General features: G+C 40.3%; 26 protein-coding genes. 22 read left to right on the forward strand and 4 right to left on the reverse strand.

Annotated features, from left to right (window positions below; all coding sequences use genetic code 11):
• Positions 1-71: 71 nt before the first annotated feature.
• Entirely contained in the window at positions 72-1,553 is a 1,482-nt protein-coding gene (locus FKX92_RS05950) for a M protein trans-acting positive regulator PRD domain-containing protein (protein WP_149565906.1), read from the reverse strand.
• A 292-nt stretch (positions 1,554-1,845) separates the two neighbouring features.
• Here FKX92_RS05950 and FKX92_RS05955 point away from each other — a divergent pair, with 292 nt between their 5' ends.
• The 5 genes from FKX92_RS05955 to FKX92_RS05975 all read left to right on the forward strand — a co-directional run bounded on the left by FKX92_RS05955 (position 1,846) and on the right by FKX92_RS05975 (position 3,801).
• Entirely contained in the window at positions 1,846-2,085 is a 240-nt protein-coding gene (locus FKX92_RS05955; protein ID WP_002899160.1) for a GlsB/YeaQ/YmgE family stress response membrane protein, read from the forward strand.
• A 55-nt stretch (positions 2,086-2,140) separates the two neighbouring features.
• On the forward strand, positions 2,141-2,722 hold the full coding sequence (gene amaP, locus FKX92_RS05960; protein ID WP_002893930.1) for an alkaline shock response membrane anchor protein AmaP: 582 nt from the start codon (positions 2,141-2,143) through the stop codon (positions 2,720-2,722).
• Positions 2,723-2,733: 11 nt separating this feature from the next.
• Positions 2,734-2,904 (forward strand): DUF2273 domain-containing protein, encoded by a 171-nt coding sequence (locus FKX92_RS05965; RefSeq protein WP_002899156.1) that lies wholly within the window; start codon positions 2,734-2,736, stop codon positions 2,902-2,904.
• Between the two features lie 17 nt (positions 2,905-2,921).
• Complete coding sequence (locus tag FKX92_RS05970) at positions 2,922-3,512, forward strand: Asp23/Gls24 family envelope stress response protein (protein ID WP_124764997.1); 591 nt, start codon at positions 2,922-2,924, stop codon at positions 3,510-3,512.
• A 76-nt stretch (positions 3,513-3,588) separates the two neighbouring features.
• A complete protein-coding gene (locus FKX92_RS05975; protein ID WP_002911569.1) occupies positions 3,589-3,801 on the forward strand; it encodes a CsbD family protein in 213 nt (70 codons plus the stop codon).
• Between the two features lie 112 nt (positions 3,802-3,913).
• Here the strand turns inward: FKX92_RS05975 and FKX92_RS05980 are convergent, their stop codons facing one another.
• A complete protein-coding gene (locus tag FKX92_RS05980) occupies positions 3,914-4,972 on the reverse strand; it encodes a TIGR00341 family protein (protein WP_124764995.1) in 1,059 nt (352 codons plus the stop codon).
• A gap of 1,215 nt (positions 4,973-6,187) precedes the next feature.
• Here FKX92_RS05980 and FKX92_RS05985 point away from each other — a divergent pair.
• The 15 genes from FKX92_RS05985 (at position 6,188) to rpmH (ending at position 19,613) form a co-directional block, all read left to right on the forward strand.
• The gene (locus tag FKX92_RS05985) at positions 6,188-6,889 is read left to right on the forward strand and encodes a hypothetical protein (RefSeq protein WP_002911574.1); all 702 of its coding nucleotides are present in this window, start codon (positions 6,188-6,190) and stop codon (positions 6,887-6,889) included.
• A 21-nt stretch (positions 6,890-6,910) separates the two neighbouring features.
• Complete coding sequence (locus FKX92_RS12035; protein ID WP_172633372.1) at positions 6,911-7,051, forward strand: hypothetical protein; 141 nt, start codon at positions 6,911-6,913, stop codon at positions 7,049-7,051.
• A 214-nt stretch (positions 7,052-7,265) separates the two neighbouring features.
• Positions 7,266-7,427, forward strand: a complete 162-nt coding sequence (locus FKX92_RS12040; protein ID WP_002908616.1) for a hypothetical protein — start codon at positions 7,266-7,268, stop codon at positions 7,425-7,427.
• A gap of 263 nt (positions 7,428-7,690) precedes the next feature.
• A complete protein-coding gene (locus tag FKX92_RS05995; RefSeq protein ID WP_149565799.1) occupies positions 7,691-9,358 on the forward strand; it encodes a ribonuclease J in 1,668 nt (555 codons plus the stop codon).
• 74 nt (positions 9,359-9,432) lie between these two features.
• Complete coding sequence (locus tag FKX92_RS06000; RefSeq protein ID WP_002911577.1) at positions 9,433-10,212, forward strand: alpha/beta hydrolase; 780 nt, start codon at positions 9,433-9,435, stop codon at positions 10,210-10,212.
• A 106-nt stretch (positions 10,213-10,318) separates the two neighbouring features.
• The gene (gene gltX, locus FKX92_RS06005; RefSeq protein WP_149565800.1) at positions 10,319-11,776 is read left to right on the forward strand and encodes a glutamate--tRNA ligase; all 1,458 of its coding nucleotides are present in this window, start codon (positions 10,319-10,321) and stop codon (positions 11,774-11,776) included.
• A gap of 89 nt (positions 11,777-11,865) precedes the next feature.
• Positions 11,866-12,501: a DUF6287 domain-containing protein gene (locus FKX92_RS06010; protein WP_149565801.1), complete on the forward strand. Its 636-nt coding sequence runs from the start codon at positions 11,866-11,868 to the stop codon at positions 12,499-12,501.
• A gap of 175 nt (positions 12,502-12,676) precedes the next feature.
• On the forward strand, positions 12,677-13,876 hold the full coding sequence (locus FKX92_RS06015; protein ID WP_061592456.1) for an argininosuccinate synthase: 1,200 nt from the start codon (positions 12,677-12,679) through the stop codon (positions 13,874-13,876).
• Positions 13,877-13,890: 14 nt separating this feature from the next.
• On the forward strand, positions 13,891-15,276 hold the full coding sequence (gene argH / locus FKX92_RS06020) for an argininosuccinate lyase (RefSeq protein WP_149565802.1): 1,386 nt from the start codon (positions 13,891-13,893) through the stop codon (positions 15,274-15,276).
• A gap of 148 nt (positions 15,277-15,424) precedes the next feature.
• A complete protein-coding gene (gene rnpA, locus FKX92_RS06025; protein ID WP_002917781.1) occupies positions 15,425-15,784 on the forward strand; it encodes a ribonuclease P protein component in 360 nt (119 codons plus the stop codon).
• The gene (locus FKX92_RS06030; RefSeq protein ID WP_149565803.1) at positions 15,768-16,577 is read left to right on the forward strand and encodes a YidC/Oxa1 family membrane protein insertase; all 810 of its coding nucleotides are present in this window, start codon (positions 15,768-15,770) and stop codon (positions 16,575-16,577) included. The genes rnpA and FKX92_RS06030 overlap by 17 nt, the downstream gene beginning before the upstream one ends.
• Positions 16,578-16,598: 21 nt before the next feature.
• Complete coding sequence (gene jag, locus FKX92_RS06035) at positions 16,599-17,624, forward strand: RNA-binding cell elongation regulator Jag/EloR (protein ID WP_002905445.1); 1,026 nt, start codon at positions 16,599-16,601, stop codon at positions 17,622-17,624.
• Positions 17,596-18,690, forward strand: a complete 1,095-nt coding sequence (locus tag FKX92_RS06040; RefSeq protein ID WP_149565804.1) for a DUF6287 domain-containing protein — start codon at positions 17,596-17,598, stop codon at positions 18,688-18,690. Before jag ends, FKX92_RS06040 begins: the two co-directional genes overlap by 29 nt.
• Positions 18,691-18,707: 17 nt before the next feature.
• Positions 18,708-19,340 (forward strand): ribonuclease P, encoded by a 633-nt coding sequence (locus FKX92_RS06045; RefSeq protein WP_149565805.1) that lies wholly within the window; start codon positions 18,708-18,710, stop codon positions 19,338-19,340.
• 138 nt (positions 19,341-19,478) lie between these two features.
• Positions 19,479-19,613, forward strand: coding sequence for a 50S ribosomal protein L34 (rpmH, locus tag FKX92_RS06050; protein WP_002893904.1), 135 nt, complete (start codon positions 19,479-19,481; stop codon positions 19,611-19,613).
• Between the two features lie 61 nt (positions 19,614-19,674).
• Here rpmH and FKX92_RS06055 read toward each other — a convergent pair whose 3' ends face one another.
• On the reverse strand, positions 19,675-20,280 hold the full coding sequence (locus tag FKX92_RS06055; protein WP_149565806.1) for a helix-turn-helix transcriptional regulator: 606 nt from the start codon (positions 20,278-20,280) through the stop codon (positions 19,675-19,677).
• Positions 20,281-20,316: 36 nt separating this feature from the next.
• Between FKX92_RS06055 and FKX92_RS06060 the strand changes: the two genes are divergently transcribed.
• Together FKX92_RS06060 and FKX92_RS06065 are read left to right on the forward strand one after the other, a co-directional pair.
• Positions 20,317-20,781, forward strand: coding sequence for a pyridoxamine 5'-phosphate oxidase family protein (locus tag FKX92_RS06060; protein WP_149565807.1), 465 nt, complete (start codon positions 20,317-20,319; stop codon positions 20,779-20,781).
• 11 nt (positions 20,782-20,792) lie between these two features.
• Complete coding sequence (locus FKX92_RS06065; RefSeq protein ID WP_149565808.1) at positions 20,793-21,353, forward strand: DNA-3-methyladenine glycosylase I; 561 nt, start codon at positions 20,793-20,795, stop codon at positions 21,351-21,353.
• Between the two features lie 130 nt (positions 21,354-21,483).
• Here FKX92_RS06065 and FKX92_RS06070 read toward each other — a convergent pair whose 3' ends face one another.
• On the reverse strand, positions 21,484-22,899 hold the full coding sequence (locus tag FKX92_RS06070) for a DUF4153 domain-containing protein (protein ID WP_149565809.1): 1,416 nt from the start codon (positions 22,897-22,899) through the stop codon (positions 21,484-21,486).
• Positions 22,900-22,901: the final 2 nt, after the last annotated feature.

A 22,901-nucleotide genomic window follows, 5' to 3' on the forward strand; every position in this document is an offset into this window, starting at 1 on the left:
TGTTCAAAAGACTCTCACAGATTAATAAAAACCGCTAGATTGCGGTTTTTTTGTTATCAAAATAGTCTAAATCACTCATCTAATCGAATAAACATCATTGCGTTAAGTAAGGAGATGAGTGCGACCGTATTAATATTATTGGAATAGATCAGTCTCTTGTTCTCAATTGGTGGAATAATAAAATTAGAAATGATGATATCGTAAGGTGATTCTTTTAAAGAATCAATTGATAGTTCTAATTTATTCCAAACTTCAAGTTCAAAATTGTTGCTGCAATAATAAGAAAGTGTCTCTGCTACTGATTTTGCATGATACTGATCAAAATTACTCATGACTAAAACCTTTAATTTAGGCTGATTTTGTAAAAGATTCAGCACTAAATGTTTGCTATGAGTGATAAAAGTATAAGATAAATGATTGACTTTCATTGAATTATTATCGATACCAAGAGTCTCTAGATAATGTTCAATCCCTTTTTTAATATCTGAAACAAATTGAGGGAAAATATTTTGAAAGTTTTTGATTGTATTCCCTTTTTGATCAAATAGGATAAACTCTGTAGATAGTTCCTGACGGTGCAGATGTGTTGTATTATGCAAATGCCAAATAAGATTGTCCGTATTGTCAATTTTAAGATTATATTTGCTTTCTATCTGATCAATTAAATCACTTAATAATTGATACGAATTTTTTACATAGCTGTCTGTTTTCGCGCAGCTCATAAATAGATTTTCATCAATGAAAAACATTTTTTGAAAATAGGAGACAAATAGTTGACCTATCACTTCTTTATTCAAAGAGATATGGTATTCAGAATCAAAGCTTGCTACAATGTCTTCGATTCCTTCTGCCTGCATGAAAGATTCTAACAATTGATTGTTAAAAGAATCTTTCTCAACTTCTAAGAAATGACCAAACTTTATTCGATATAAATTTGTAACCAGGAGCAATTTTAACATTCTTTGAGTTGCGAAATTGACAGGAAATGCAGTTTCTTTATAGACCAGTGCTAACAGCCTACACAAAGGTTCTACTGAAAAATCTGTAAAGGGCCATTCAAGAAAATAATATTTTTCCGAAAAATATTGTGCAAAAAAATAACGGATATCAATCTCATCTCCAATAATCCGAGCAGGATTGAGACTAATTTTAAAATTATATTGTTTTTTTATGATTTTGTTAATGTGACTGATTATACGATAGAGTGAGGAAGAGCTTATATAAAACTCTTTGCAAATACTCTCAGTTTCGTATCCTTCGTTAAAGAAGATGAATTCTAAAATTGAAAAATGGGTTGAATGCTTTAAAAAATGGTGATAGACCATCTCAATATCACTATCATCGGTATTAATGATACGTATGCCATTAGTAGACGAGTGAAAAATCAATTCAGGAAACGCAGACTTGACATGAGATAAATCATCTTTTACTGAACGTTCTGTACAATTCAATAGTTCAGCCAACTCAGAAATATGAAACCAGCGTTTGTTTTTAAATAGTAGTTCTAGTAGTTCTAATTGCCTGTGGCTCTTTTTAGATAGTAATTCTCGCATTAAAATATTATCTTTCTTTATATAGTGTTTTATTATCAGGCAATTATACCATATTTTATGCATTTAACCTCGTTTAACAACTCAAAAATATATCTAAAAATGCTGATAAAAGCCTATAGAACAAGGAATTCTTATATTTACGTATCTATAGTACAGATAAACGGAAAGAAAACCAAGTTGAATTATTATGTTTCCAAGTTGGAAAATTATATAATTATATTAATCAAAAAATAATAGTAAAAAATATTATTAAACAATTTTGATTTAGAAAAAATTAGAAAGGAGAATCAATATGCTTTGGTCTATTATTGTTGGAGGAGTTATTGGTCTTATTGCTGGATCAATCACTAAAAAAGGCGGCTCAATGGGTGTTATTGCAAACGTTGTTGCAGGTTTAGTTGGTTCTGCTGTCGGTCAGTCACTTTTAGGAACTTGGGGTCCTAGTTTGGCTGGTATGGCCTTGCTTCCTTCTATCATTGGTGCAGTTATTGTAGTAGCTGTTGTATCATTTTTTGTAGGTAAAAAGGCATAAATTGTCTTTTTACTTTCAAAATACAATTTAAAATTTAATGATGTGAGGATTCAATATGTCAAAATCAAGAAAAATACTTTCCCTTATTTTCTGTATTTTAATCTTGACAATTTTGATTCCTGTTTTGCTAGACTTTCATAAAGTCAGCGGTCTGGGGCTCCAGTTATTTAGCTGGAAGTTATTCACTTGGAAGCAGATTCCTTTTGTGGGCTACTATCTTTCTAGGTATGTTTTCTGGGGCACTGTGGTTTTAGCAAGCTTAATCTTACTACTGATGTTAGTGATAGCTTTTTATCCTAAGAGACGTTTGGAAATTCAGCTAGCTGATGCGGATGGGAAACTGATGCTGAAAAATTCAGCCATTGAAGGGTTTGTTCGTAGTCTGTTAACAGAACACGGTTTAATTAAAGATCCTACAGTTTCAGTAAATAGCCGTAAAAACAAATGCATGGTTTCCGTTAAAGGGGCAATCGTTCCTTCGGAAAACATCATCAAGAGAAGTCAGTTGATTCAAGAAGAAATTGCGTCTGGATTGACAGAATTCTTCGGAATCAATCATAATGTCAAGCTTAAAATTTCTGTCTCAGACTTCAAGCCAAAAGAAGCGGCTAAAAAAACTACTAGTCGTGTAAAGTAAGGAAGTAAAAAATGGAATGGTTTAAAAAATATCAATATCCAATCTTGTCTGGATTAGCAGGCATTATTCTAGCGTGTTTTATCCTATCCTTTGGCTTCTTTAAGACTCTATTTGTCTTGATTTGCGCTACTCTAGGGGCAGGAATTGGATATTATATTCAAAACAAAAATATATTTAAATAAGAATAAAGGAGTTTAACATGTCAAATAAAGATGTTAAAGATGTTGCAAAAAAAGAGGTTGCTCAAGCAGCTCACGAAGTAAAAGGTGAATTGACTTACGATGATAAGGTCATTCAAAAAATTATCGGTCTCTCTTTAGAAAAAGTTTCAGGTTTACTGGCTGTTGACGGTGGCTTTTTCTCTAATATAAAAGATAAATTGGTCAACTCTGACAACGTGACTCATGGTGTCAATGTTGAAGTTGGTAAAGAACAAGTAGCTGTTGACTTGAATGTGGTTGCAGAATATCAAAAGAATGTTCCTGCTTTATACAAAGAAATCAAGAAAGTTGTTGTAGAAGAAGTTTCTAAGATGACTAATTTGGAAGTTGTTGAAGTAAATGTCAATGTTGTTGATATTAAAACAAAAGAACAACACGAAGCGGATTCAGTAAGCCTTCAAGACCGAGTGACAGATGTTGCTGAATCAACAGGTGAATTTGCTTCAGAGCAATTCGAAAAAGCAAAATCTGGCATTAGCGGTGGTTTCTCAGCTGTTCAAGAAAAAGTTGGCGATGGTGTAGAGGCTGTTAAAGACGCTGCATCAAATGAAAACGCTCGCGTTCGTTAATTCTCTCACTGAGATTAGGAATTCTTATATTCTTTCATTTCTTTAAAAATTGAAACTAACAACGGAGGTATCAATTATGTCTACAGAAGAAAAATTCAACCAAGCTAAAGGTTCTGTTAAAGAAGGCTTTGGCAAATTAACTGGTGATAAAAAAACAGAAAAAGAAGGAGCTGCTGAAAAAGTAGTTTCTAAAGTTAAAGAAGTTGCAGAAGATGCCAAAGATGCTGTTGAAGGCGCGATCGAAGGTGTTAAAAATATGGTTAAGAAAGACGATAAAGACGTTAAATAATACCAATAGTCGATTTTCCTTATAAAAAGTCTTTGTTAACTATAGTAACTAAAAAGAGAGAACAATTAATTCTGTTCTCTCTTTTTTGTGTATTTGTCTAGGAAAATTGTTTCTATTCCTTGTTTTTAGTTGGAGTTTCTTTCTTCTCCTTCTCCTTATCAATTTTTTGAAGTTCATGGTCATTTTTATATTGAATAATATACTCAACGATGTCTTTTTCGGTTAAGCGGTCATTGGATAATTGTGAAATTTGAATTGAAATATTTTTCAAGCCATAATCGTTTTGTTTACTAAGAATTTCTTTCAATTTCTCATCTGAAAGATAGTTTCCTGAAATAGTTAACTTTAGAGTATTATCTTCTTTATCATAGTTCTTTTTTAGGATTGTGTTGTCTTTAAACTGATCAGATAAGTATTTATTTATAGATTCATTGATTAAGGTCTCTCTCACTAAGGTAGTCGCTGAAACCAAACTTGGAATAATAAGAATAAGCGAAACTAGAATTAATATTTTTCGCATTTTATAGGCTTCTTGATTGTGTTTAATGTAATGATTTTTCACCATAGTTAAGCTCGTCCCTATGTATGTAGCAAGCATAATGAAACTACAGTTAATGAAAAATAAGTAGGATGCTCCTAACATAAACTCAAAGTTTCCCGTTGCTATAGCATAACCGACAGTACATACTGGGGGCATAAGAGCTGTTGCGATAGCAACTCCAGGTACAATGTTATTTGCTTCTTTTTTTCGTGCTCCAATAACTCCAGCTACCCCACCCACAAAAGCTATAACTACATCCCAAATTGTTGGTGAAGTTCTGGCAATAATTTCTGAACTTGCATAAGAAATTGGAGAAATAAAAAAATAAATCGTAGATGCTAAGAGGCTTAACAAAACTTGAATAGAAAGAATTTTAAATGACTTTCTGAGCAGTTTCATATCTAGTATTGCTAATGAAAAACCAATTCCAATAATAGGTGTCATTAATGGAGAAATCAACATTGCCCCAATGATAACTGGAGTGGAATCCATGTTTAAGCCAATAGATGCAATCAACATTGCACATAACAAAGTAGCTAAATCGCTTCTTGATAAATCTAAATCATCATAGAGCTTATCTCTAAATTCAGCTAAAGAATAAAGTTTATCCTCTTTTAAAATTTTTCTCATAATAGTATTCCCTTTATTAAAGTTGTCTAAATTATAAATTCATGCGAAGCAATGAATGAAATAAGTAATATTCCAAATAAAATACTGGAAGAGGTATATAATCGCTATTTATTTTAACATAAAAAAATTGCAATTAGAATCTAATTTCTGAGAAGAGGATTCTTAACATTCTTACTGGATTGAAAAAGCAACATATACTGAATTATTAACCGCATAACAAAACAGCATCTAGTTTGTCAAGGCCTTTTTTCTTTGTGTAACTACTTTTTCAAAATTCTTAAAATATTTTTGTATTTTTATTGTGTAAACGCTTGCAAAAATCTGAATAGAGTACTATAATAGAATTAAGGAAATAGAAAGAAAGGAAACCAAATTCATTCGCTTTTAAGTTTACTTTGTTGGTATAGTTGTTTGTAATACATAAGTAGTTGCTTTACTTGACATATTGGTTGAATTGTCAGACAGGCCTGCTTAGCTTGCCTGATTGTAACGATAGTATAGAAAGTAGAAGCTTTTAGATGGTTTTCAAACTTCGAGAATTCAATCAATAGCGCTTTATTATATTATAGAGATTTCCAATGCTAAGATAAAAAGAAAATCATTAGCGGTTGAAGGAATTAAAAGTTTATAAAAAATAATAAAAACAATAAATCAAAAAATTGTTATTCAGTTACACCTTGGATGAACTGATTGCTCTCATACCAGCGAAGTAAACCAGACCTCTAGCCGAGTAAAGCTAGAGGTCGTTTTTTTGCTACGATTGGCATGCCGTGTATCTGGGGTGAAAACCCTCTGGGAACTGTTTTCTTGTACTTTGCAAGTATAAGATACCGTTGACGGGAAAGGGTTTTCATTGTATATTTATATTAGGGATGATGATTGGAAAACAATTAGCAGTTAGGAGGGTATGATTATACCGATTATAAGAAAAGTTCAAGTGTATCTTTTGCTTCTGTTTTTCTCTTTGAGCGGTGTCTTGCCAAGTCAGATTGTCTTTGCGGAGCAGTCGCAGAATGGTGTCTAAAGATTTGATTGACAAATACCGCTGGATTTCGCTGATTCAGTACAATGGCATGCGGGTCAGCAAGCGGATGCTCCGATACTATGGTGCTGACTGGTGATAAGCAATTTGCAAGACCAAGTGAGCCAATAAAAGGTGAGAAACCCGAATATCATACAGCTTGATATTCGGGTTTTTGGAAAGGTAAAGAGAAAATGAAGCTGAAAAAAGAAAAATGTCGGCACCAGCTGTTTGACTATGAGGCCGACTATGTCATCTGCCCGGCTTGCGGTGAGCCTATTGCGGAGAATATAACGAATAATCCCAATTTCAAGCTGCAGATGATTCGGCGGAGTCGGAAGTATAAAAGATTTTTAAGGTGGAAAAAAGGTTATTTCTTTTTCTTGTTTTTAATATTATTTTTAATGTTATTCATTATCTTCAATTATCAATTCTTGGATAGTTTAGTGATTAAAAGCTACGGGATTACAGGTATTGATTCTTTTGAGCCTATTCTCAAATGGAGCTTCTATCCCTTCAAAGATGTTGTAGAGACAGCGGCCGTCCTCACTTTTATTCTTGCAGGACCTCAGCTTGATAGACGAGAATGGCTGAGACGCTGGCATCTTCAAAAGCATGCACATTACTATTTGGCATCATATCTGTATCCAGTAATCAGAGTAGCAAATTATATTCTGTTAATTTATCTAGGCAGTGAATTTTGGAGTAAGCTTATTTATTTAGAAGAGATGGACTTGTTGAATTATCACTTAGGTGGTCAGGAACTGATTTACGCTAGCGCGGTCTATGCTAAGGAAAATCTTCGCGGCCTCTACATTGTGCTGGGCCTTAATTTTCTTGCAGACTGCTGGCTCTTTTTCTACCAGCGCTTGGCTATATGGGTGAATCGTTTTTAGGATTTATGAAAGAGTATGAATATGAAAAAAGAAAAATGCCGCCACCAACTGTTTGACTATGAATCCGACTATGTCATTTGTACGGCCTGCCTCTTTCTGCCTCTGATCTTTCCTTGCCATATCGGTCTTTGGGTAGCAGTGATTGGAATTTTGACGACCTAAATCCTGCCCGGCTTTCTCAGTAATCCCAATCACAGTTTTGTCTCGGTTGATCTCAGCCCTATCGATTTTCCTCATTTGATTGAGCGGCTGTTTCTTTTGGACATTATCACTTTTGGGTAGAAGTTGATTGGGCTTTCCGAGCATTTCGGTAATGAAAATTTCTCCCCCCTGTCTGTCCTACACTACTTGTAATAAGCTAGAACGTAGATTTTCAATGAGGTTTCTGCTTATAGAGGTAGCGCTTCCGATTCTAAGCTTGATAGCTAGCCTGCTGTTCTTTTCTGCTCATGCTCTGGCAACGGTCGGGCTGGCTTTCTTGGTTACAGCTGCGATAATGGTTTATTTTGTCCGTTTTAATCTGACTGGCAAAGCCTAACCCTAAAAAGGGACAGTTTGCGGCTGTTTCTTTTTTGCTGTCGGTGTGTTTTTCGTGGTTAGAAAAATAGCTTCATTCTAAGTGACAATGGAAAAACAATTTTTCTTTGTTTTGAAAAAACATGAAAAAATGCTATAATAGGTTAGATATGCAAACCATAGGTTTGCAAGACTGTAATTCGACTTGGCTAGCCAAGGACCGTTAGTAATAAAATAAAGAATCTTTGATAAAAGTGAGGTTCTGAAAATTGAATAGGAGAAAAAATGAGCAAGAGCAATATTAAACTGATTGCTTTGGGCGGCGTACGTGAAAATGGTAAAAATCTTTACGTTGCCGAAGTGGATGATTCCATTTTTGTATTGGATGTTGGGCTGAAGTACCCAGAAAATGAGCAGTTGGGCGTGGATTATGTCGTTCCCAACATGGACTATTTGTTTGAAAACAAGAAGCGGATTGCGGGTGTCTTTCTGACGCACGGGCACGCAGATGCGATCGGTGCTCTGCCTAATCTTTTGGCAGATGCTAAGGTGCCAGTTTTTGGATCAGAGTTGACGATTGAGCTTGCTAAGCTTTTTGTTAAAAACAACGATGCGGTTAAGAAGTTCAATGATTTCCATGTGATTGATGAAAATACCGAGATTGAATTTGGCAAAACAGTGGTTTCCTTCTTCCGGACGACTCACTCGATTCCTGAGAGTTTGGGAGTTGTCATCAAGACCAGAAAAGGCAGTATCGTTTATACAGGTGATTTCAAGTTTGACCAGTCTGCCAGCCCGTCCTATGCGACAGACTTTGGCCGTCTGGCTGAGATTGGCCGCGAGGGTGTTCTGGCCTTGCTCAGTGATTCAGCCAATGCCGACAGCACTGTTCAGGTGGCTAGTGAGAGCGAGGTCGGCAAGGAAATCGAAGATACGATTGCTGACTGGGATGGTCGTGTGATTGTTGCGGCGGTTGCCAGCAACTTATCTCGTATTCAGCAGGTCTTTGATGCAGCTGCAGAGACTGGCCGCCGAGTGGTTTTGACAGGCTTTGATGTTGAAAACATCGTTCGTACGGCTATCCGTCTCAAGAAGCTGTCCTTGGTGGATGAACGCCTCTTAATCAAGCCCAAGGAAATGTCTAAGTTTGAAGATCATGAGCTGATCATCTTGGAGACTGGCCGGATGGGTGAGCCTATCAATGGCCTGCGCAAGATGTCGATCGGACGTCACCGCTATGTGGAAATCAAGGAAGGCGATTTGATTTACATCGTAACGACGCCGTCTATTGCCAAGGAAGCGGTCGTAGCTCGTGTGGAAAATATGATTTATCAAGCGGGGGGCATTGTCAAGCTGATTACCCAAAACCTGCGGGTTTCAGGTCATGGAAATGCGCGTGATTTGCAGCTCATGATTAACCTGCTGCAGCCTAAGTACCTCTTCCCTATTCAGGGTGAGTACCGCGGACTGGATGCTCATGCCAAGGCTGCCATGGAAGTTGGCATGCTGCCGGAAAATATCTTCATTCCTAAGCGGGGCAGCATTATGGAATACGACCATGGTGATTTTGTGCCAGCTGGTGCTGTGTCAGCAGGAGATGTCATGATTGATGGGAATGCGATTGGTGACGTGGGTAATATCGTCCTGCGCGACCGCAAGGTCTTGTCTGAAGATGGTATTTTCATTGTGGCACTCACAGTTAACCGGAAGGAAAAGGAAATCATTTCCAAGGCTAAAGTACACACCCGTGGATTTGTCTATGTCAAGAAGAGCAGAGATATTTTGCGTGAAAGCTCTGACATTATCAATAAAACTGTGGAAGACTATCTGGCGCAGGATAGCTTTGACTGGGGTGAGCTGAAGGGTGCTGTCCGTGACAGTCTGGCCAAATATCTCTTTGACCAAACCAAGCGTCGCCCAGCTATTTTGCCGGTCGTTATGGAAGTGCGGTAAAAATCTGAACACAAATACAAGAAAAGTCGGGCTTCGGCTTTTTCTTGTCAGGAAGATACGAAGGAGAAATGCGAATGGCAGTGATGAAAATAGAGTATTATTCTGAGGCTTTGGAGATGGAATGGGGTGTCAATATCCTCTATCCGGACGCAGCTCGTGTGGACAAGCCGGATGATAAGGACATTCCTGTTTTGTACTTACTTCATGGTATGAACGGGAATCACAATAGCTGGCTCAAGCGCTCGAATATTGAGCGTCTGGTTCGCTCGACTAATCTGATTGTTGTCATGCCTAACACCAGCAATGGCTGGTACACCGATACTCAGTACGGCTTTAACTATTACGAAGCCATCGCTGAGGAGCTGCCTCGGGTGCTCAAGCGCTTTTTCCCAAATATGTCGGATAAGCGGGAGAAGAATTTTATCGCAGGCCTTTCCATGGGCGGATATGGAGCCTTTAAGCTGGCTCTCAAGTCTAACCGCTTTTCATACGCGGCTAGTCTTTCTGGCGCTTTGAGTTTTCTTGATGCTCGTCCAGATAATGCTGAAATGGCAACGCCAGCCTATTGGCGAGGAGTTTTTGGAGACTATAAAGACTGGACCAGCAGCCCTCATTCGCTGGAAAGTATAGCCAAACAATCTGATAAAAAAACCAAGCTTTGGGCTTGGTGTGGCGAAGAAGATTTTCTCTACAAGGCCAATCAGGAGGCAGTGAAAAACCTGCAAGACTTAGGCTTGGAGATTACTTATAGCCACAGTCCAGGTAAGCATGAGTGGTATTACTGGGAAAAGCAGTTGGAGAATGTGCTGGCCTGGCTTCCTATCGACTTCCAGCTGGAAGAGCGCCTGTCGTAAAAATAGACTGTAAAGTCGTATTCTGCCCTCAGAGTATGATATAATGATTACGTTTGAAAATCGGAGTGGGATTGATTCCCCAAAATACAAATAGGAGAATGGAACTTTGACAAAAGCGATTCGAGTGCGTTATGCACCAAGTCCGACTGGACTTTTACACATCGGAAATGCGCGGACTGCGCTCTTTAACTACCTCTATGCTCGTCACTATGGTGGAACCTTCATTATCCGTATCGAGGATACAGACCGCAAGCGCCATGTAGAAGACGGAGAACGCTCACAGCTTGAAAACTTACGCTGGCTGGGTATTGACTGGGATGAAAGTCCTGAGACTCACAAAAACTACCGCCAGTCTGAGCGCTTGGATATTTACCAAAAATATGTCAATGAACTCTTGGACAAGGGCTTGGCTTACAAGTCCTATGTAACTGAGGAAGAATTAGCGGCTGAACGCGAACGTCAGGAAGCAGCTGGTGAAACACCGCGTTATATCAATGAGTTTCTAGGTATGTCAGAGGAAGAAAAGGCAGCCTACATCGCTGAGCGTGAAGCAGCGGGGATTATTCCGACGGTTCGTCTGGCTGTCAATGAAGTTGGTGTCTACAAATGGACTGACATGGTCAAGGGCGAAATTGAGTTCGAGGGTGGCAATATCGGTGGTGACTGGGTGATCCAGAAGAAAGACGGCTACCCAACTTATAACTTTGCTGTGGTTATTGATGACCATCTGATGGAAATTTCGCACGTTATTCGGGGGGATGACCACATTGCCAATACACCTAAGCAACTCATGGTTTATGAAGCTCTAGGCTGGGAAGCACCAGAATTTGGCCACATGACCCTGATTATCAACTCTGAAACAGGTAAGAAGCTGTCTAAGCGCGACACCAATACCTTGCAGTTTATTGAGGATTATCGCAAGAAAGGCTACCTGCCAGAAGCAGTCTTTAACTTTATTGCACTGCTGGGCTGGAATCCTGGTGGCGAGCATGAGATTTTCTCTCGCCAAGAGTTGATTGAGCTCTTTGATGAAAAACGTCTCAGCAAGTCCCCAGCAGCTTTTGACCAGAAGAAGCTGGACTGGATGAACAATGAATACATCAAGAATGCAGATTTTGACACAATCTTCGCTCTGGCTAAGCCGTACTTGGAAGAAGCGGGCCGTTTGACAGACAAGGCAGAAAAGCTTGTAGAGCTCTACAAACCACAAATGAAGTCTGTGGACGAAATTGTGCCGCTGACTGACCTCTTCTTTGCGGACTTCCCAGAGTTGACAGATGCGGAGCGTGAGGTCATGGCTGGTGAAACGGTACCGACCGTGTTGACAGCCTTCAAAGAAAAGCTAGAAGCTATGTCTGATGCAGATTTTGTGACGGAGAATATCTTCCCGCAAATCAAGGCTGTCCAAAAAGAGACAGGGATAAAAGGCAAAAACCTCTTTATGCCGATTCGGATTGCTGTTTCAGGTGAAATGCATGGACCAGAGCTGCCAGATACGATTTACCTGCTAGGTCGTGAAAAATCTATCCAGCATATCGATAATATGCTAAGTCAAATTCAATAAGATAAACCAGCTTTCGAGCTGGTTTTTACTTTGCAAATTTTTGTTTTTATGTCACAATTGTAATAAGAAAATACCTTAAGGAGAGAAAAATGAAAAAATGGATCATTATCTTGGTTGGAGGACTAGTAGCCTTGCTCGTGCTAGTAACCTGTAACCAAAAGAAAGAGCAGACGAATCCTGCTTCCAACAATTCTAAAGCAAGTTCGACTAGTTCTGCATCTTCTAAAAAGTCTGAGAGAGGGGCCAGTTCGAGCGAACTTTCTGGCGACTCAGATAATCAAGAAACTTCTGATGCTGGCTCTCAGCAGCATTCGGAAACAGAAAGTGAAAAGTCTACCAAGGGAGCTAGCAAAGGGGAGAAAGAGACGGCATCAACTTCTAGTTTGGATATGAAGGCTATTGCTTCTGGAGATTTTTCCAGTATGATTGGTACTTGGCAGGATGCTAAAGGGAACAGTTATACATTCGATGCGTCTGGTATCGAGTCAGATGTTGCCAAGCTTGAGACAGGAGATTACTCTGGGCCAGATGAAAATGGGATTTACCGAGCAGGGATTCGTTGGAAAAACCAAACCGGTGCTGCCTTTCTCATCATTCCAGCAGGAAAGAGTCTGCCAGCTGGGGAGACTGTCAATGGGACAGATCCGACTGATACCAGTCAAGATCGCTTTATCATCACCCAGAGCGTTTCCGAACATCCTGATGTTTTTTACCGCGTAAAATAAGGAGTCTTGATGGACTCTTTTTTTCTTATTTTGAGTTCAGTATATAATATATTGATTTTGAATAAAAATTGATAAAACGCTTTTATTTTAATAAATATTAAATTTCCTCTTGACATTCGCATTTTCATACAGTAGAATGTTTAAAAATAAAATGTAGAAGGATAGAGGTAATCATATGGTTAAAGAGAAAGTCATTTTAGCATATTCCGGTGGCTTGGACACTTCGGTGGCCATTACTTGGCTGAACAAGGATTATGATGTGATCGCAGTCTGTATGGACGTAGGTGAAGGAAATGATTTGGATTTCATTCATGACAAGGCGCTGAAAGTTGGCGCTATCGAATCACATGTTATTGATGTTAAAGACGAGTTTGCAGAAGACTATGTCTTGGTTGCTCTGCAAGGACACACCTTCTACGAACGGAAATATCCTCTAGTGTCCGCTCTGAGCCGACCTTTGATTTCCAAGAAATTGGTTGAAATTGCTCACAAGACGGGGGCGACGACCATTGCCCATGGCTGTACCGGAAAGGGAAATGACCAGGTTCGTTTTGAAGTCGCTATCGCATCCTTGGATCCCAGTCTCAAGGTCATTGCTCCGGTTCGGGAGTGGAAATGGTCTCGGGAAGAAGAAATTAATTATGCCAAAGCTAATGGCGTGCCAATTCCTGCAGATCTGGATAGTCCTTACTCAGTCGACCAAAACCTTTGGGGACGGGCCAATGAGTGTGGTGTCTTGGAAAACCCATGGAATGAAGCACCGGAAGACGCCTATGATTTGACGGTTGCGCCAGAAGAAGCGCCAGACAGTCCAGTCTATGTAAATATTGATTTTGAGGCTGGTGTGCCAGTTGCTTTAGATGGCGAAAAGATGAAGCTGGCGGACTTGATTCTTGAGCTAAATGACTTAGCTGGACAACACGGTGTTGGGCGGATTGACCATGTGGAAAATCGTCTGGTAGGGATTAAGTCTCGGGAAATCTATGAATGCCCTGGTGCGGTGACTCTCTTGGCTGCCCACAAGGAAATCGAGGATCTGACTCTAGTCAGAGAATTGGCTCATTTCAAGCCGATTATCGAAAATGAGCTGTCTAATCTCATCTATAATGGCCTCTGGTTTAACCCAGCGACAGAAGCTTTGATTGCCTACCTTAAGTCCACCCAGCAGGTGGTCAATGGCACAGCTAAGGTGAAGCTTTATAAGGGGTCTGCGATAGTCGTAGCGCGTAAGTCTAACAATTCTCTCTACGACGAAAGTCTGGCTACCTATACCAGTGCAGATACTTTTGATCAGGATGCCGCAATTGGCTTTATCAAGCTATGGGGTCTTCCGTCTAAGGTTCATGCAGAGGTTCAGGCTCACAAGGACAAATAGAAAGGGGCTTTCCTATGGCGAATCATAAACTGTGGGGCGGACGTTTTGAAGCCTCTCTGGAAGGCTGGGTAGAGGAATTTGGCGCTAGCATTGGCTTTGACTATCGTCTGGCTCCTTATGATCTGCAGGGCAGCCTAGCCCATGTCAAAATGCTGGGTCAGACAGGAATCATTGCTCCTGAGGAAGCGGCTGCTATTCAGACAGGCTTGGAAAAGTTGTTGGCACGTTTTGAGGCTGGAGAAATTGAGTTTGATGTGCGTAATGAAGATATTCATATGAATATGGAGGCTCTTCTGACCGAGGAGATTGGGCCAGTAGCTGGTAAGCTTCATACGGCTCGCTCCCGTAATGACCAGGTGGCGACAGATATGCACCTCTATCTCAAGGATCAGCTCGGCCAGATTGCGGATAAACTCTTGAATCTGCGTCAGGTGCTATTGGACTTGGCAGAAGAGCATGTAGAGACCATCATGCCAGGCTATACCCATCTGCAACATGCCCAGCCGATTAGCTTTGCTCATCATCTGCTGGCCTATTATCAGATGTTCAGCCGGGATAGTCAGCGCTTTGCCTTTAATCTGGAGCATACGGATTTGTCTCCTTTAGGAGCAGCAGCTCTGGCGGGGACAACGTTTCCGATTGATCGAGAGCTGACGGCTGATTTGTTGGGCTTCAAAGGGCTTTACCACAATTCCTTGGATGCGGTAAGTGATCGAGACTTTATCTTAGAGTTTCTATCTAACAGCAGCATTCTCATCATGCATCTGTCTCGTCTCTGCGAGGAGCTGATTAACTGGTGCAGTTATGAATATGGCTTTGTCAGTCTGTCAGACACCTTTAGTACAGGATCATCCATTATGCCGCAAAAGAAAAATCCGGACATGGCGGAGCTGATTCGGGGTAAGAGCGGCCGGGTCTATGGCCATCTCTTCAGTCTTCTGACGGTTATGAAATCCCTGCCCTTGGCCTATAATAAGGACCTGCAGGAAGACAAGGAAGGCATGTTCGATACAGTAGATACTATCCAAAAATCGCTGGATATTATGGCGGGTATGCTGTCTAGTATGACAGTCAATAAGGAAAAAATGCTGGTTTCAACCCAGCAAGACTTCTCCAATGCGACAGAATTGGCTGACTATCTGGCCAAGAAAGGACTGCCTTTCCGGGAAGCCCATGAGATTGTCGGAAAGTTGGTGCTGGAATGCAGCAAGGCAGGCTATTATCTACAGGATATTCCGCTGAGCCGCTATCAGGAAGTGTCGTCGCTGATTGAGGAGGATATTTATCAAGCACTTGAGTCGCAGACCGCTGTACAAAAACGGGATTCCCTTGGCGGGACGGGATTTGCACAGATCCGTCAGGAGTTGGAAAGAGCGAAAAAACAGCTGGAAAAGGAATAAGATATAGGGAACATCGCAAGGAAATTGCGGTGTTTTTTTGGTGAATCAACCTTTTAAATATTTGCAAAAACGGCGTCATAGCGGCTCTTATTGGCATTTTCGAAAAATATGGTATAATAGATATAATTTTGGTGGATGGAGTTGAGTTTTGAGAAAAAACTATCGCGTCAAGAGCGAAAAAGATTTTAATGCGATTTTTAAAAGAGGACAGAGTTTTGCTAATCGAAAATTTGTCGTTTACATGTTAGAAAAAGAGCAAAAGCATTTTCGAGTTGGAATTTCCGTCAGTAAAAAGCTGGGGAATGCAGTAGTTCGTAATCGTATTAAAAGAAAAATCCGCCATGTCTTGATGCAGCATCAGAAACAGTTAGTCCAGGCGGACTTCGTAGTTATCGCTCGCAAAGGAGTGGAAGAGTTGGACTACCACCAAGTTGAACAAAATTTATTGCATGTATTAAAGATTGCTAAACTTTATCAGGAAGGATTCATTTGTGAAACAGAAAAGTAAATTAGGGATTTTGCTGGTTGCCTCGTTGCTCTTTCTTACAGCCTGCGGAACTAGTCAAGTAACGGCCGATTCACATGGTTTCTGGGAGAAGCTGGTCTATTTCTTTGCGGACACCATTCGTTTTCTATCCTTTGGCGGAAGCAAGGGAATTGGAATTATTCTCTTTACCTTGATTATCCGGACAGTTCTCCTGCCGGTCTTCCAATTCCAGACGACTTCTTCGCGCAAGTTGCAGGAAGTACAGCCGCATATCAAGCGCCTGCAGGAAAAGTATCCTGGTAAGGATATGGAGAGCAGAACAGCCTTGGCTGAGGAAACTCAAAAGCTCTACAAAGAAAAGGGTGTCAATCCTTATGCCTCATTCATTCCGCTCTTTATCCAGATGCCAGTGCTCTTGGCTCTGTTTCAAGCCCTGACTCGGGTTGATTTTATGAAAACAGGTCACTTCCTCTGGCTCAATCTAGGAGCGACAGATCCGACCTTTATTCTTCCGTTATTGGCAGCTCTCTTCACTTTCTTCAGTACTTGGCTTTCAAACAAGGCCTTGCCTGAGAGAAATGGCGGGATGACAGTCATGATGTACCTAATGCCAGTTGTGATTTTCTTTTTTGCCCTCTATGCGGCGAGCGGGGTAGCCCTCTACTGGGCGGTCTCAAATGCTTATCAGGTGGTTCAGACCTTGCTGCTGAGCAATCCTTTTAAAATCATTGCCGAGCGGGAAGCCAAGGAACGGTCAGAGCGTCAATTGGAACAGAAAAAGAAACGTGCCCTGAAAAAAGCACAGAAAAAGTAAGTAAGAAGGAGGACTCTTGCAATGGTTATTTTTACAGGAGCAAGTGTTGAAGAAGCCATTCAAAATGGTTTGAAAACGTTGGATATTCCACGTATGAGAGCGCATATCACTGTTATTTCACGTGAGAAAAAAGGCTTTTTAGGTCTGTTTGGCAAGAAGCCAGCTCAGGTGGATGTCGAGCCGATTGCTGAGACGACAGTTGTCAAGGCCAATCAAAAGGCTGTAAAAGGTGTTCCCGAAGAGATTAACGCTCAGAATGAGCCTGTGCAGTCTGTCAGTGAAGCAACGGTTGATTTGGGCCGTGTGGTAGCTGCCATCAAGAAAGTCGAAGGAGAAGGCGAAGTTATCTCAGATGAGGTCAAGGCTGAAATTCTCAAAAATGACAAGCAAGCCAATACGATTTTAGAAGAGACAGGCACCATTGATCTTCTCAAGACCAACCAAGCTATCGATGAGTCAATTGCTCAAGCAGAAGCGGACGATAGCAAGGTTATCTCTTTTGAACAAGCAGCTAAAGACAAGGCTGAACCGACAGAAACAGAAGAAAGTTCTTTTGCTGACTTAGGCATCCAAGTCGAAGCTGACTACGATATTGAAGAAGTGGTTGACAACGTAACGAACTATGTTCAGAAAATCGTTGATGAGATGGATGTTGAAGCTGGTATTTCCAGCAGCCACAACCGCCGTACCATTAACATGCAGATTGATACCAATGAACCGGGGCGCGTGATTGGCTACCACGGAAAAGTCTTGAAAGCTCTGCAGCTATTAGCGCAAAACTATCTTTATAACCAATATTCTAAGAGCTTCTATATTTCCATTAATGTCAATGATTATGTTGAACATCGGGCAGAAGTACTGCAAAGCTATGCGCAGAAACTGGCTCAGCGGGCTTTGGAAGACCGACGCGGTCAGCACACAGACCCTATGTCTAACAGCGAGCGCAAAATTATCCACCGCATCATCTCTCGCATCGATGGCGTGACTAGCTATTCCGAAGGCGACGAGCCTAACCGCTATGTCGTTGTGGATATTGACAGCGAATAAAAAGAAAGCCAGCAGAGATGCTGGTTTTTGTAGTAATAAACTAGGAGAAAGAATTATGAAGAAGAGAGTTTTTCTAATTATTTTAGGGTTAGCATTACTTGCTGCCTGTGGCCAAAAGAAAATAGAGAATCAGGATAATACTCCTGATTCGAGTAAGAGTGCATTGGATAAAGAGCAAAAGAGTTCTTCAATTTCAGTAGAACAAGATGAAAAATTATATGCTTCGACTTTGGAGAAATTAACAAAAGATACTTCAGAAGGCCGTGCGCAGATATACACATTCTATGATATTGATAAAAATGGGACGAATGAATTAATCACAGGCCATCATTCTGACGGGGCTTATTATTTAGCGGCTATTTATTATTTGAATCAAGGGGCATCAACTTATTTAGCTCAATCAAAAGTAGCTTCAGTAGGTGGAAGTCGAGAAAGCGCCACAATATATACAGATGGAACAGTCTTTTATGCTCAATGGCACTCTCTGAGTCCTGATGCTAAGGGGTATCTTTATCGACTGAGATCTGATAATAGTGGTATAGATGTGCTAAAAGAAGCAGATTTTCAAATAGCAGGTGTAGATTCAAATTCTGAAAAAAGCGCAGCTTCAGTTTTTGGGTTAGCTTCTAAAAAAGAGCTTGATTTATCTTCGTTGACTTGGAAAGATATTGAATCTTATCAATCAAAAAGCTCCATAGGAGCAGAGGACAATCCAGAAATTTCAACTCAAATGGATTTATCGAGCATTCAAAACGGTGATTTCTCAAGTATTGAAGGTACGTGGAAAAATGGAAATGGAGAAGAGCTGACCTTTGATAAAAATGGTTTGGTGACTAATGGGCTAAAATTAGGAAATCAGTTTAAAATGGTCAACTCCTATTTAGAGGGTGGTGTATCCTATGGTGGTCCGGGTGCAGCAATATTATTTATTCCTGCTGGTGTAGATATGACTATGACTTTGGATAATCAAAAAATAATGGATGCTTCTAATCGTAAGAGGGACAGGATTCTTATCACGCAAAGTGTTAACGTTAATAAGTCAGAAGTATTCTATTATAAAGAGTAAAAAAGAAAGGATTTTTTATGTCACTTTTTCCAGCTATTGAAAGTTATCTGCCTCATCAAGGGGCTAAGTATATGTCTCCAGATAAAGCAGGGCAACTGCGTGAGTCTATGTTGGAGTTGAGAGCTAAGGGCCAGGCGGCACGCAAGGAATTTGCGGATTTGGTCAAGGATTTTCAGAGCCTCTATCCTAAGCTGACCTTGGAGCGAACCAGCCAGTGGATGAATCAAGCGCAGATACTGCGGCCCCATTTTTGGAATTATCTTAAAGGCTATGGAGAAATCACAGAACCGATGTTTGCTCTGCGATTGTATGGAACTGCAGAAGATTTTGGGGTATCGCTGGAGGTGAGCTTCATGGAGCGCAAGAAAGATGAGCACAGCCTCAGCAAGCAAAATCGGGTCTTGGAGTTGCCTATTCAGTCGCCAGCTTACTATTTTGCTCAGATAGATGGTGTGAGTCAGCGCTTTGAAGGAACAGAGGAAAATCGCCAGTTCCTTACTCGGCAGTTAGCGGCCGGTCAGGTTCGTAAGGTCTTAGTCAAATACGATATTCCCCTTTCTCAGGCTGCTTCAAGAGAGCAAGTGCTGTCCCAGCTGCAGGAGGCCATGACAGCCTTGATTCCCTTTTATGAAGCGACTCGGGTTATATGATTACGTTTACAAAGAGAAAGTTATTTAAGTAAGTATTGACAAAAGCCCCGGAATCATATAGAATAGTAAAGTATGTTTAGTAACTGATCACAACTAGCCGGCTAAACGAATACAAGAATCTAAGAGGAGGTATTCATCGTGAAACGTACTTATCAACCAAGTAAAATCCGTCGTGCGCGTAAACATGGTTTCCGCCACCGTATGTCAACTAAAAACGGTCGTCGTGTATTGGCAGCTCGCCGTCGTAAAGGACGCAAAGTTTTGGCTGCTTAATCCAAGCGATTTATCAAGAAACCAGCGGAGACTCGAGACCGCTGGTTTTTTTGTGTTAAATTTATGGGTGAAAGTCAATAGACTGGCAGGAAAGTTCCCCTTTTTGGCCAGTGTCTTTATTTAGGACTTCTACATACCAGTCTCCTTTGTAGCTAAATAGTTTGATAAATTGAACCTGAAGAGACTGCTGTTCATACTTAATTGGAAAAAATTCTCCCTGCCTGTGCAATAAAATATCAAGAATGATTCGCAACTGAGAGTTGTTGATTGTTTTCCTGACTTCTGGTTGAAGGATTTTCTCAATTTTTGTAATCTTGCTTAACTGCTGTTCTGAAATTGAGTTTTCAAATTTTTCTTTTAATTTTTGCAGATCAATATCAAAAGGGCACATATTGTAGTTTTCTAGAGTCAGCATGGAAAAATACAAGGCAGAAATTTCATCTATGGAGAAAATAATAGGAGATAACAAGTCGTTGCTAAGAATTTTATAACTGCCATTCCGGCCTAAGTCAGAATAAATTGGAATGCCTAACGTTTCAAGGCTGACAATATCACGAAGGGCAGTGCTTTTTGAAATATGATATCGATTCATAATATCTTTTAGATTGAATTGTCTTTTCTTATTGAGAAAAATAAGCATATCGATAATTCTTTGAGATTTATTCATGAGCAACTCCGTGTTTTTATTAAATGGTTTCAAAAAATGACACTTTTTTATATTATACTAGTTTTAGAGAAAATAATAAAGGAGTCAAATATGAATCAATATTTTAAGGTCTTACTGGCAGAACAGACAGAAATGGCCCTAGCTACTTCTGTAAAGGGTATCCCAAATGTAAGAATTGTAAATTTTTACTATGATGAGGAGACAAAGAAATTGTTCTTTATCTCATTTAAAAATAGTCATAAAATTCAAGAGTTGGCAACCAATAATCGTATTGCTCTTACAACAGTCCCGAAAGGTGATGGAAGGTATGTCCGCATTCAAGGGAGAGTCAAAGAAAGTCAGCTTTCTATTGAGGATATAAGAAGCGTTTTTGTCCAGAAGTATCCTTATTATCAAGATATTATTGAACAGCATAGCAACTCCTTGCAACTTTTTGAAGTCTCTTTTTCTGATGCTTTCTTGGTTTTAGATAATAATCAAGTTGAGAAAATCAAACTATAAGGAGAAAATAGATGGTTGAGATGAAAAGATGCGATTGGGCTGAAAATAGTGAGCTTGAGAGAAATTATCATGACCATGACTGGGGGCGACCTGTGCATGACGAGCATAAACTCTTTAAAATGTTGATTTTGGAAGGTCAGCAGGCGGGCTTGAGCTGGCAAACTATTTTGTCAAAAATGGATGCTATGACAGATGCTTATGAAAACTTCGATCCTGAAATACTCTCCAATTATGACGAGCAGAAGATTGAAGAATTGCTTAGTGATCAAAGAGTGATACGAAATAGGCTAAAAATAAAGGCAGTTATAAAAAATGCTAAAGCCTATTTAAAACTAAAAGAAGAATATGGTAGTTTGGATTCTTATATTTGGTCTTTTGTAAATAATGAACCGATTCTTAATTCATGGTCCAGTATTGAAGAGGTGCCCGCTCGAACAGATCTATCCGATAAAATCAGCAAAGAACTCAAAAAGAAAGGTTTTTCTTTTGTTGGTTCTACGACTGTATATGCCTTTATGCAGTCAATTGGCATGGTCAATGATCATTTGCTGACCTGTGATTTTAGGATATAATTTTTTTCCTTTGAATTAGAAGAATGAGCGGTCTATTATTGAATGCCGGTAAATGATAGAAAAAGAGAAAAAAACCAGAAAGAAATTGATTTTCTTTCTGGTTTTTTTGTGTATAGTTAAGTACAGCTATTTATTTTGCTACTGGTAAAAGTATTGGATACAGATAGCAGAGCAAGGTAAAGCTTATCAGGGCGTAAAAGATACCGATGCGGATGGCTTGGATAGGTTTGTAGAAACGAATCAGGGTCAGTAGGCACCAGACTAAGAGAACTAGGATGAACCATGCTGAAATCAAGCGCAGCGGTGTTGGTCCGTAAAGGTAGATGTAGATGCCAAATAATTTCCAGCCAGCTAGCAAGGCCAGCAGACCCGTAAAGATAAAGAGGATAGTAGCTGCGAATCGCGTCCCTTTCTGATTCCAGAGCGGTTTTTTGGCAATCAGATAGAAGACGCCTAGGACTGCAAAGTTAAGGATAGACACCCGAACCAGTTGCCAGAAGCCAGCCACGGCAACAGTCGAAGCATTCTGCGGAGAAATAGCCTGAGCTACTGTTCCAGCGCTTAGGAGCTGACCGAGTTCCCCCAGACCCGTCAGGAAAAAGAGCGCATAGGTCAGGCAGAGGCTGCCGATGATAATGTAGGCTGCGAAAGCGGGTGCTACTCGCAAAGGGCGGATGCTTGCTTGGAATTTTTTGTAGCTAAGTTTAGTATCTTTTTTGCCTAACAGACTGCCGGCTAGGAGGCCGTACAAGTACAGACTGACAGGAACAGCCAGGCAGGCCTTGAAGAGAATCATGCTGCTATCAAGACTTGAAAAGAGGGAGTCAAGGAGGTTCTCAATGAAATCAGCGGTATTGCTGAAGAAAGAGGCAAAGCTGTCTGAAACCTGACTCAGTTGGGACCAGACAAAGTAGACCAAGATTCCTGCGACAAAGAAGCTGCTGACGATAATCGCGAGCTGTTGGGCTTTCTTTGAAGACAGACTGTCAGAGCTTTCGGAAGAGTCCTGCTGCTTGCCTTCTATAAAGACTAGAATGGCAGCAATGAAATTTTTAAAGGGCAGGATGCAGAAGGCTTGAATGGCATCAAACCAGACCAGGATCCCCAAACGCCCCTGGCTTAACCAGCCGGTGCGAGACAGAATATAGAAGGCGAATGAGATGTGGATGGCTAGAAATTGGAAAAATTCTAGCTGACGATAAAGCCCCCAGAGACTTAAAGCCAGAGCTTGAGCTAGCGTCATGATCAGAAAGCTTCTGGCCTCTAATCTGCTGTCAAGATTTTTTATCTGCAGAGATGGATAGGCTAATTTCCTGATTAAGGCCTCGCTTAATAATATAAGGCCGATTGCAAAAGGGAAAAAGGATGCAGTTTGATAATTAAAAAATACTGCAGAGTAAAAGTAGGTTAAAAGATAGAGGATTAGATAGCTGATTTTAAAGAATCGCAGTTGTTTGTCCTCTAGGCCAGTGAAGATGGTCTGTCTTTCCTCCTCTGCGGGCAGACAAGGCTGGACATTCATCTGATCTGGTGCTGGATATTCCATAA

Origin of the sequence: Streptococcus sanguinis (assembly GCF_008329445.1) — a bacterium.
In the GTDB taxonomy this organism is placed as follows: domain Bacteria; phylum Bacillota; class Bacilli; order Lactobacillales; family Streptococcaceae; genus Streptococcus; species Streptococcus sanguinis_O.

Coding starts and splice junctions, on each gene's coding strand:
- FKX92_RS05950 (WP_149565906.1), bottom strand. CDS start 1,553: ATGCGAGAATTACTATCTAAAAAGAGCCACAGGCAATTAGAACTACTA.
- FKX92_RS05955 (WP_002899160.1), top strand. CDS start 1,846: ATGCTTTGGTCTATTATTGTTGGAGGAGTTATTGGTCTTATTGCTGGA.
- amaP (WP_002893930.1), top strand. CDS start 2,141: ATGTCAAAATCAAGAAAAATACTTTCCCTTATTTTCTGTATTTTAATC.
- FKX92_RS05965 (WP_002899156.1), top strand. CDS start 2,734: ATGGAATGGTTTAAAAAATATCAATATCCAATCTTGTCTGGATTAGCA.
- FKX92_RS05970 (WP_124764997.1), top strand. CDS start 2,922: ATGTCAAATAAAGATGTTAAAGATGTTGCAAAAAAAGAGGTTGCTCAA.
- FKX92_RS05975 (WP_002911569.1), top strand. CDS start 3,589: ATGTCTACAGAAGAAAAATTCAACCAAGCTAAAGGTTCTGTTAAAGAA.
- FKX92_RS05980 (WP_124764995.1), bottom strand. CDS start 4,972: ATGAGAAAAATTTTAAAAGAGGATAAACTTTATTCTTTAGCTGAATTT.
- FKX92_RS05985 (WP_002911574.1), top strand. CDS start 6,188: ATGAAGCTGAAAAAAGAAAAATGTCGGCACCAGCTGTTTGACTATGAG.
- FKX92_RS12035 (WP_172633372.1), top strand. CDS start 6,911: ATGAAAAAAGAAAAATGCCGCCACCAACTGTTTGACTATGAATCCGAC.
- FKX92_RS12040 (WP_002908616.1), top strand. CDS start 7,266: ATGAGGTTTCTGCTTATAGAGGTAGCGCTTCCGATTCTAAGCTTGATA.
- FKX92_RS05995 (WP_149565799.1), top strand. CDS start 7,691: ATGAGCAAGAGCAATATTAAACTGATTGCTTTGGGCGGCGTACGTGAA.
- FKX92_RS06000 (WP_002911577.1), top strand. CDS start 9,433: ATGGCAGTGATGAAAATAGAGTATTATTCTGAGGCTTTGGAGATGGAA.
- FKX92_RS06010 (WP_149565801.1), top strand. CDS start 11,866: ATGAAAAAATGGATCATTATCTTGGTTGGAGGACTAGTAGCCTTGCTC.
- FKX92_RS06015 (WP_061592456.1), top strand. CDS start 12,677: ATGGTTAAAGAGAAAGTCATTTTAGCATATTCCGGTGGCTTGGACACT.
- argH (WP_149565802.1), top strand. CDS start 13,891: ATGGCGAATCATAAACTGTGGGGCGGACGTTTTGAAGCCTCTCTGGAA.
- jag (WP_002905445.1), top strand. CDS start 16,599: ATGGTTATTTTTACAGGAGCAAGTGTTGAAGAAGCCATTCAAAATGGT.
- FKX92_RS06040 (WP_149565804.1), top strand. CDS start 17,596: ATGTCGTTGTGGATATTGACAGCGAATAAAAAGAAAGCCAGCAGAGAT.
- FKX92_RS06045 (WP_149565805.1), top strand. CDS start 18,708: ATGTCACTTTTTCCAGCTATTGAAAGTTATCTGCCTCATCAAGGGGCT.
- FKX92_RS06055 (WP_149565806.1), bottom strand. CDS start 20,280: ATGAATAAATCTCAAAGAATTATCGATATGCTTATTTTTCTCAATAAG.
- FKX92_RS06060 (WP_149565807.1), top strand. CDS start 20,317: ATGACACTTTTTTATATTATACTAGTTTTAGAGAAAATAATAAAGGAG.
- FKX92_RS06065 (WP_149565808.1), top strand. CDS start 20,793: ATGGTTGAGATGAAAAGATGCGATTGGGCTGAAAATAGTGAGCTTGAG.
- FKX92_RS06070 (WP_149565809.1), bottom strand. CDS start 22,899: ATGGAATATCCAGCACCAGATCAGATGAATGTCCAGCCTTGTCTGCCC.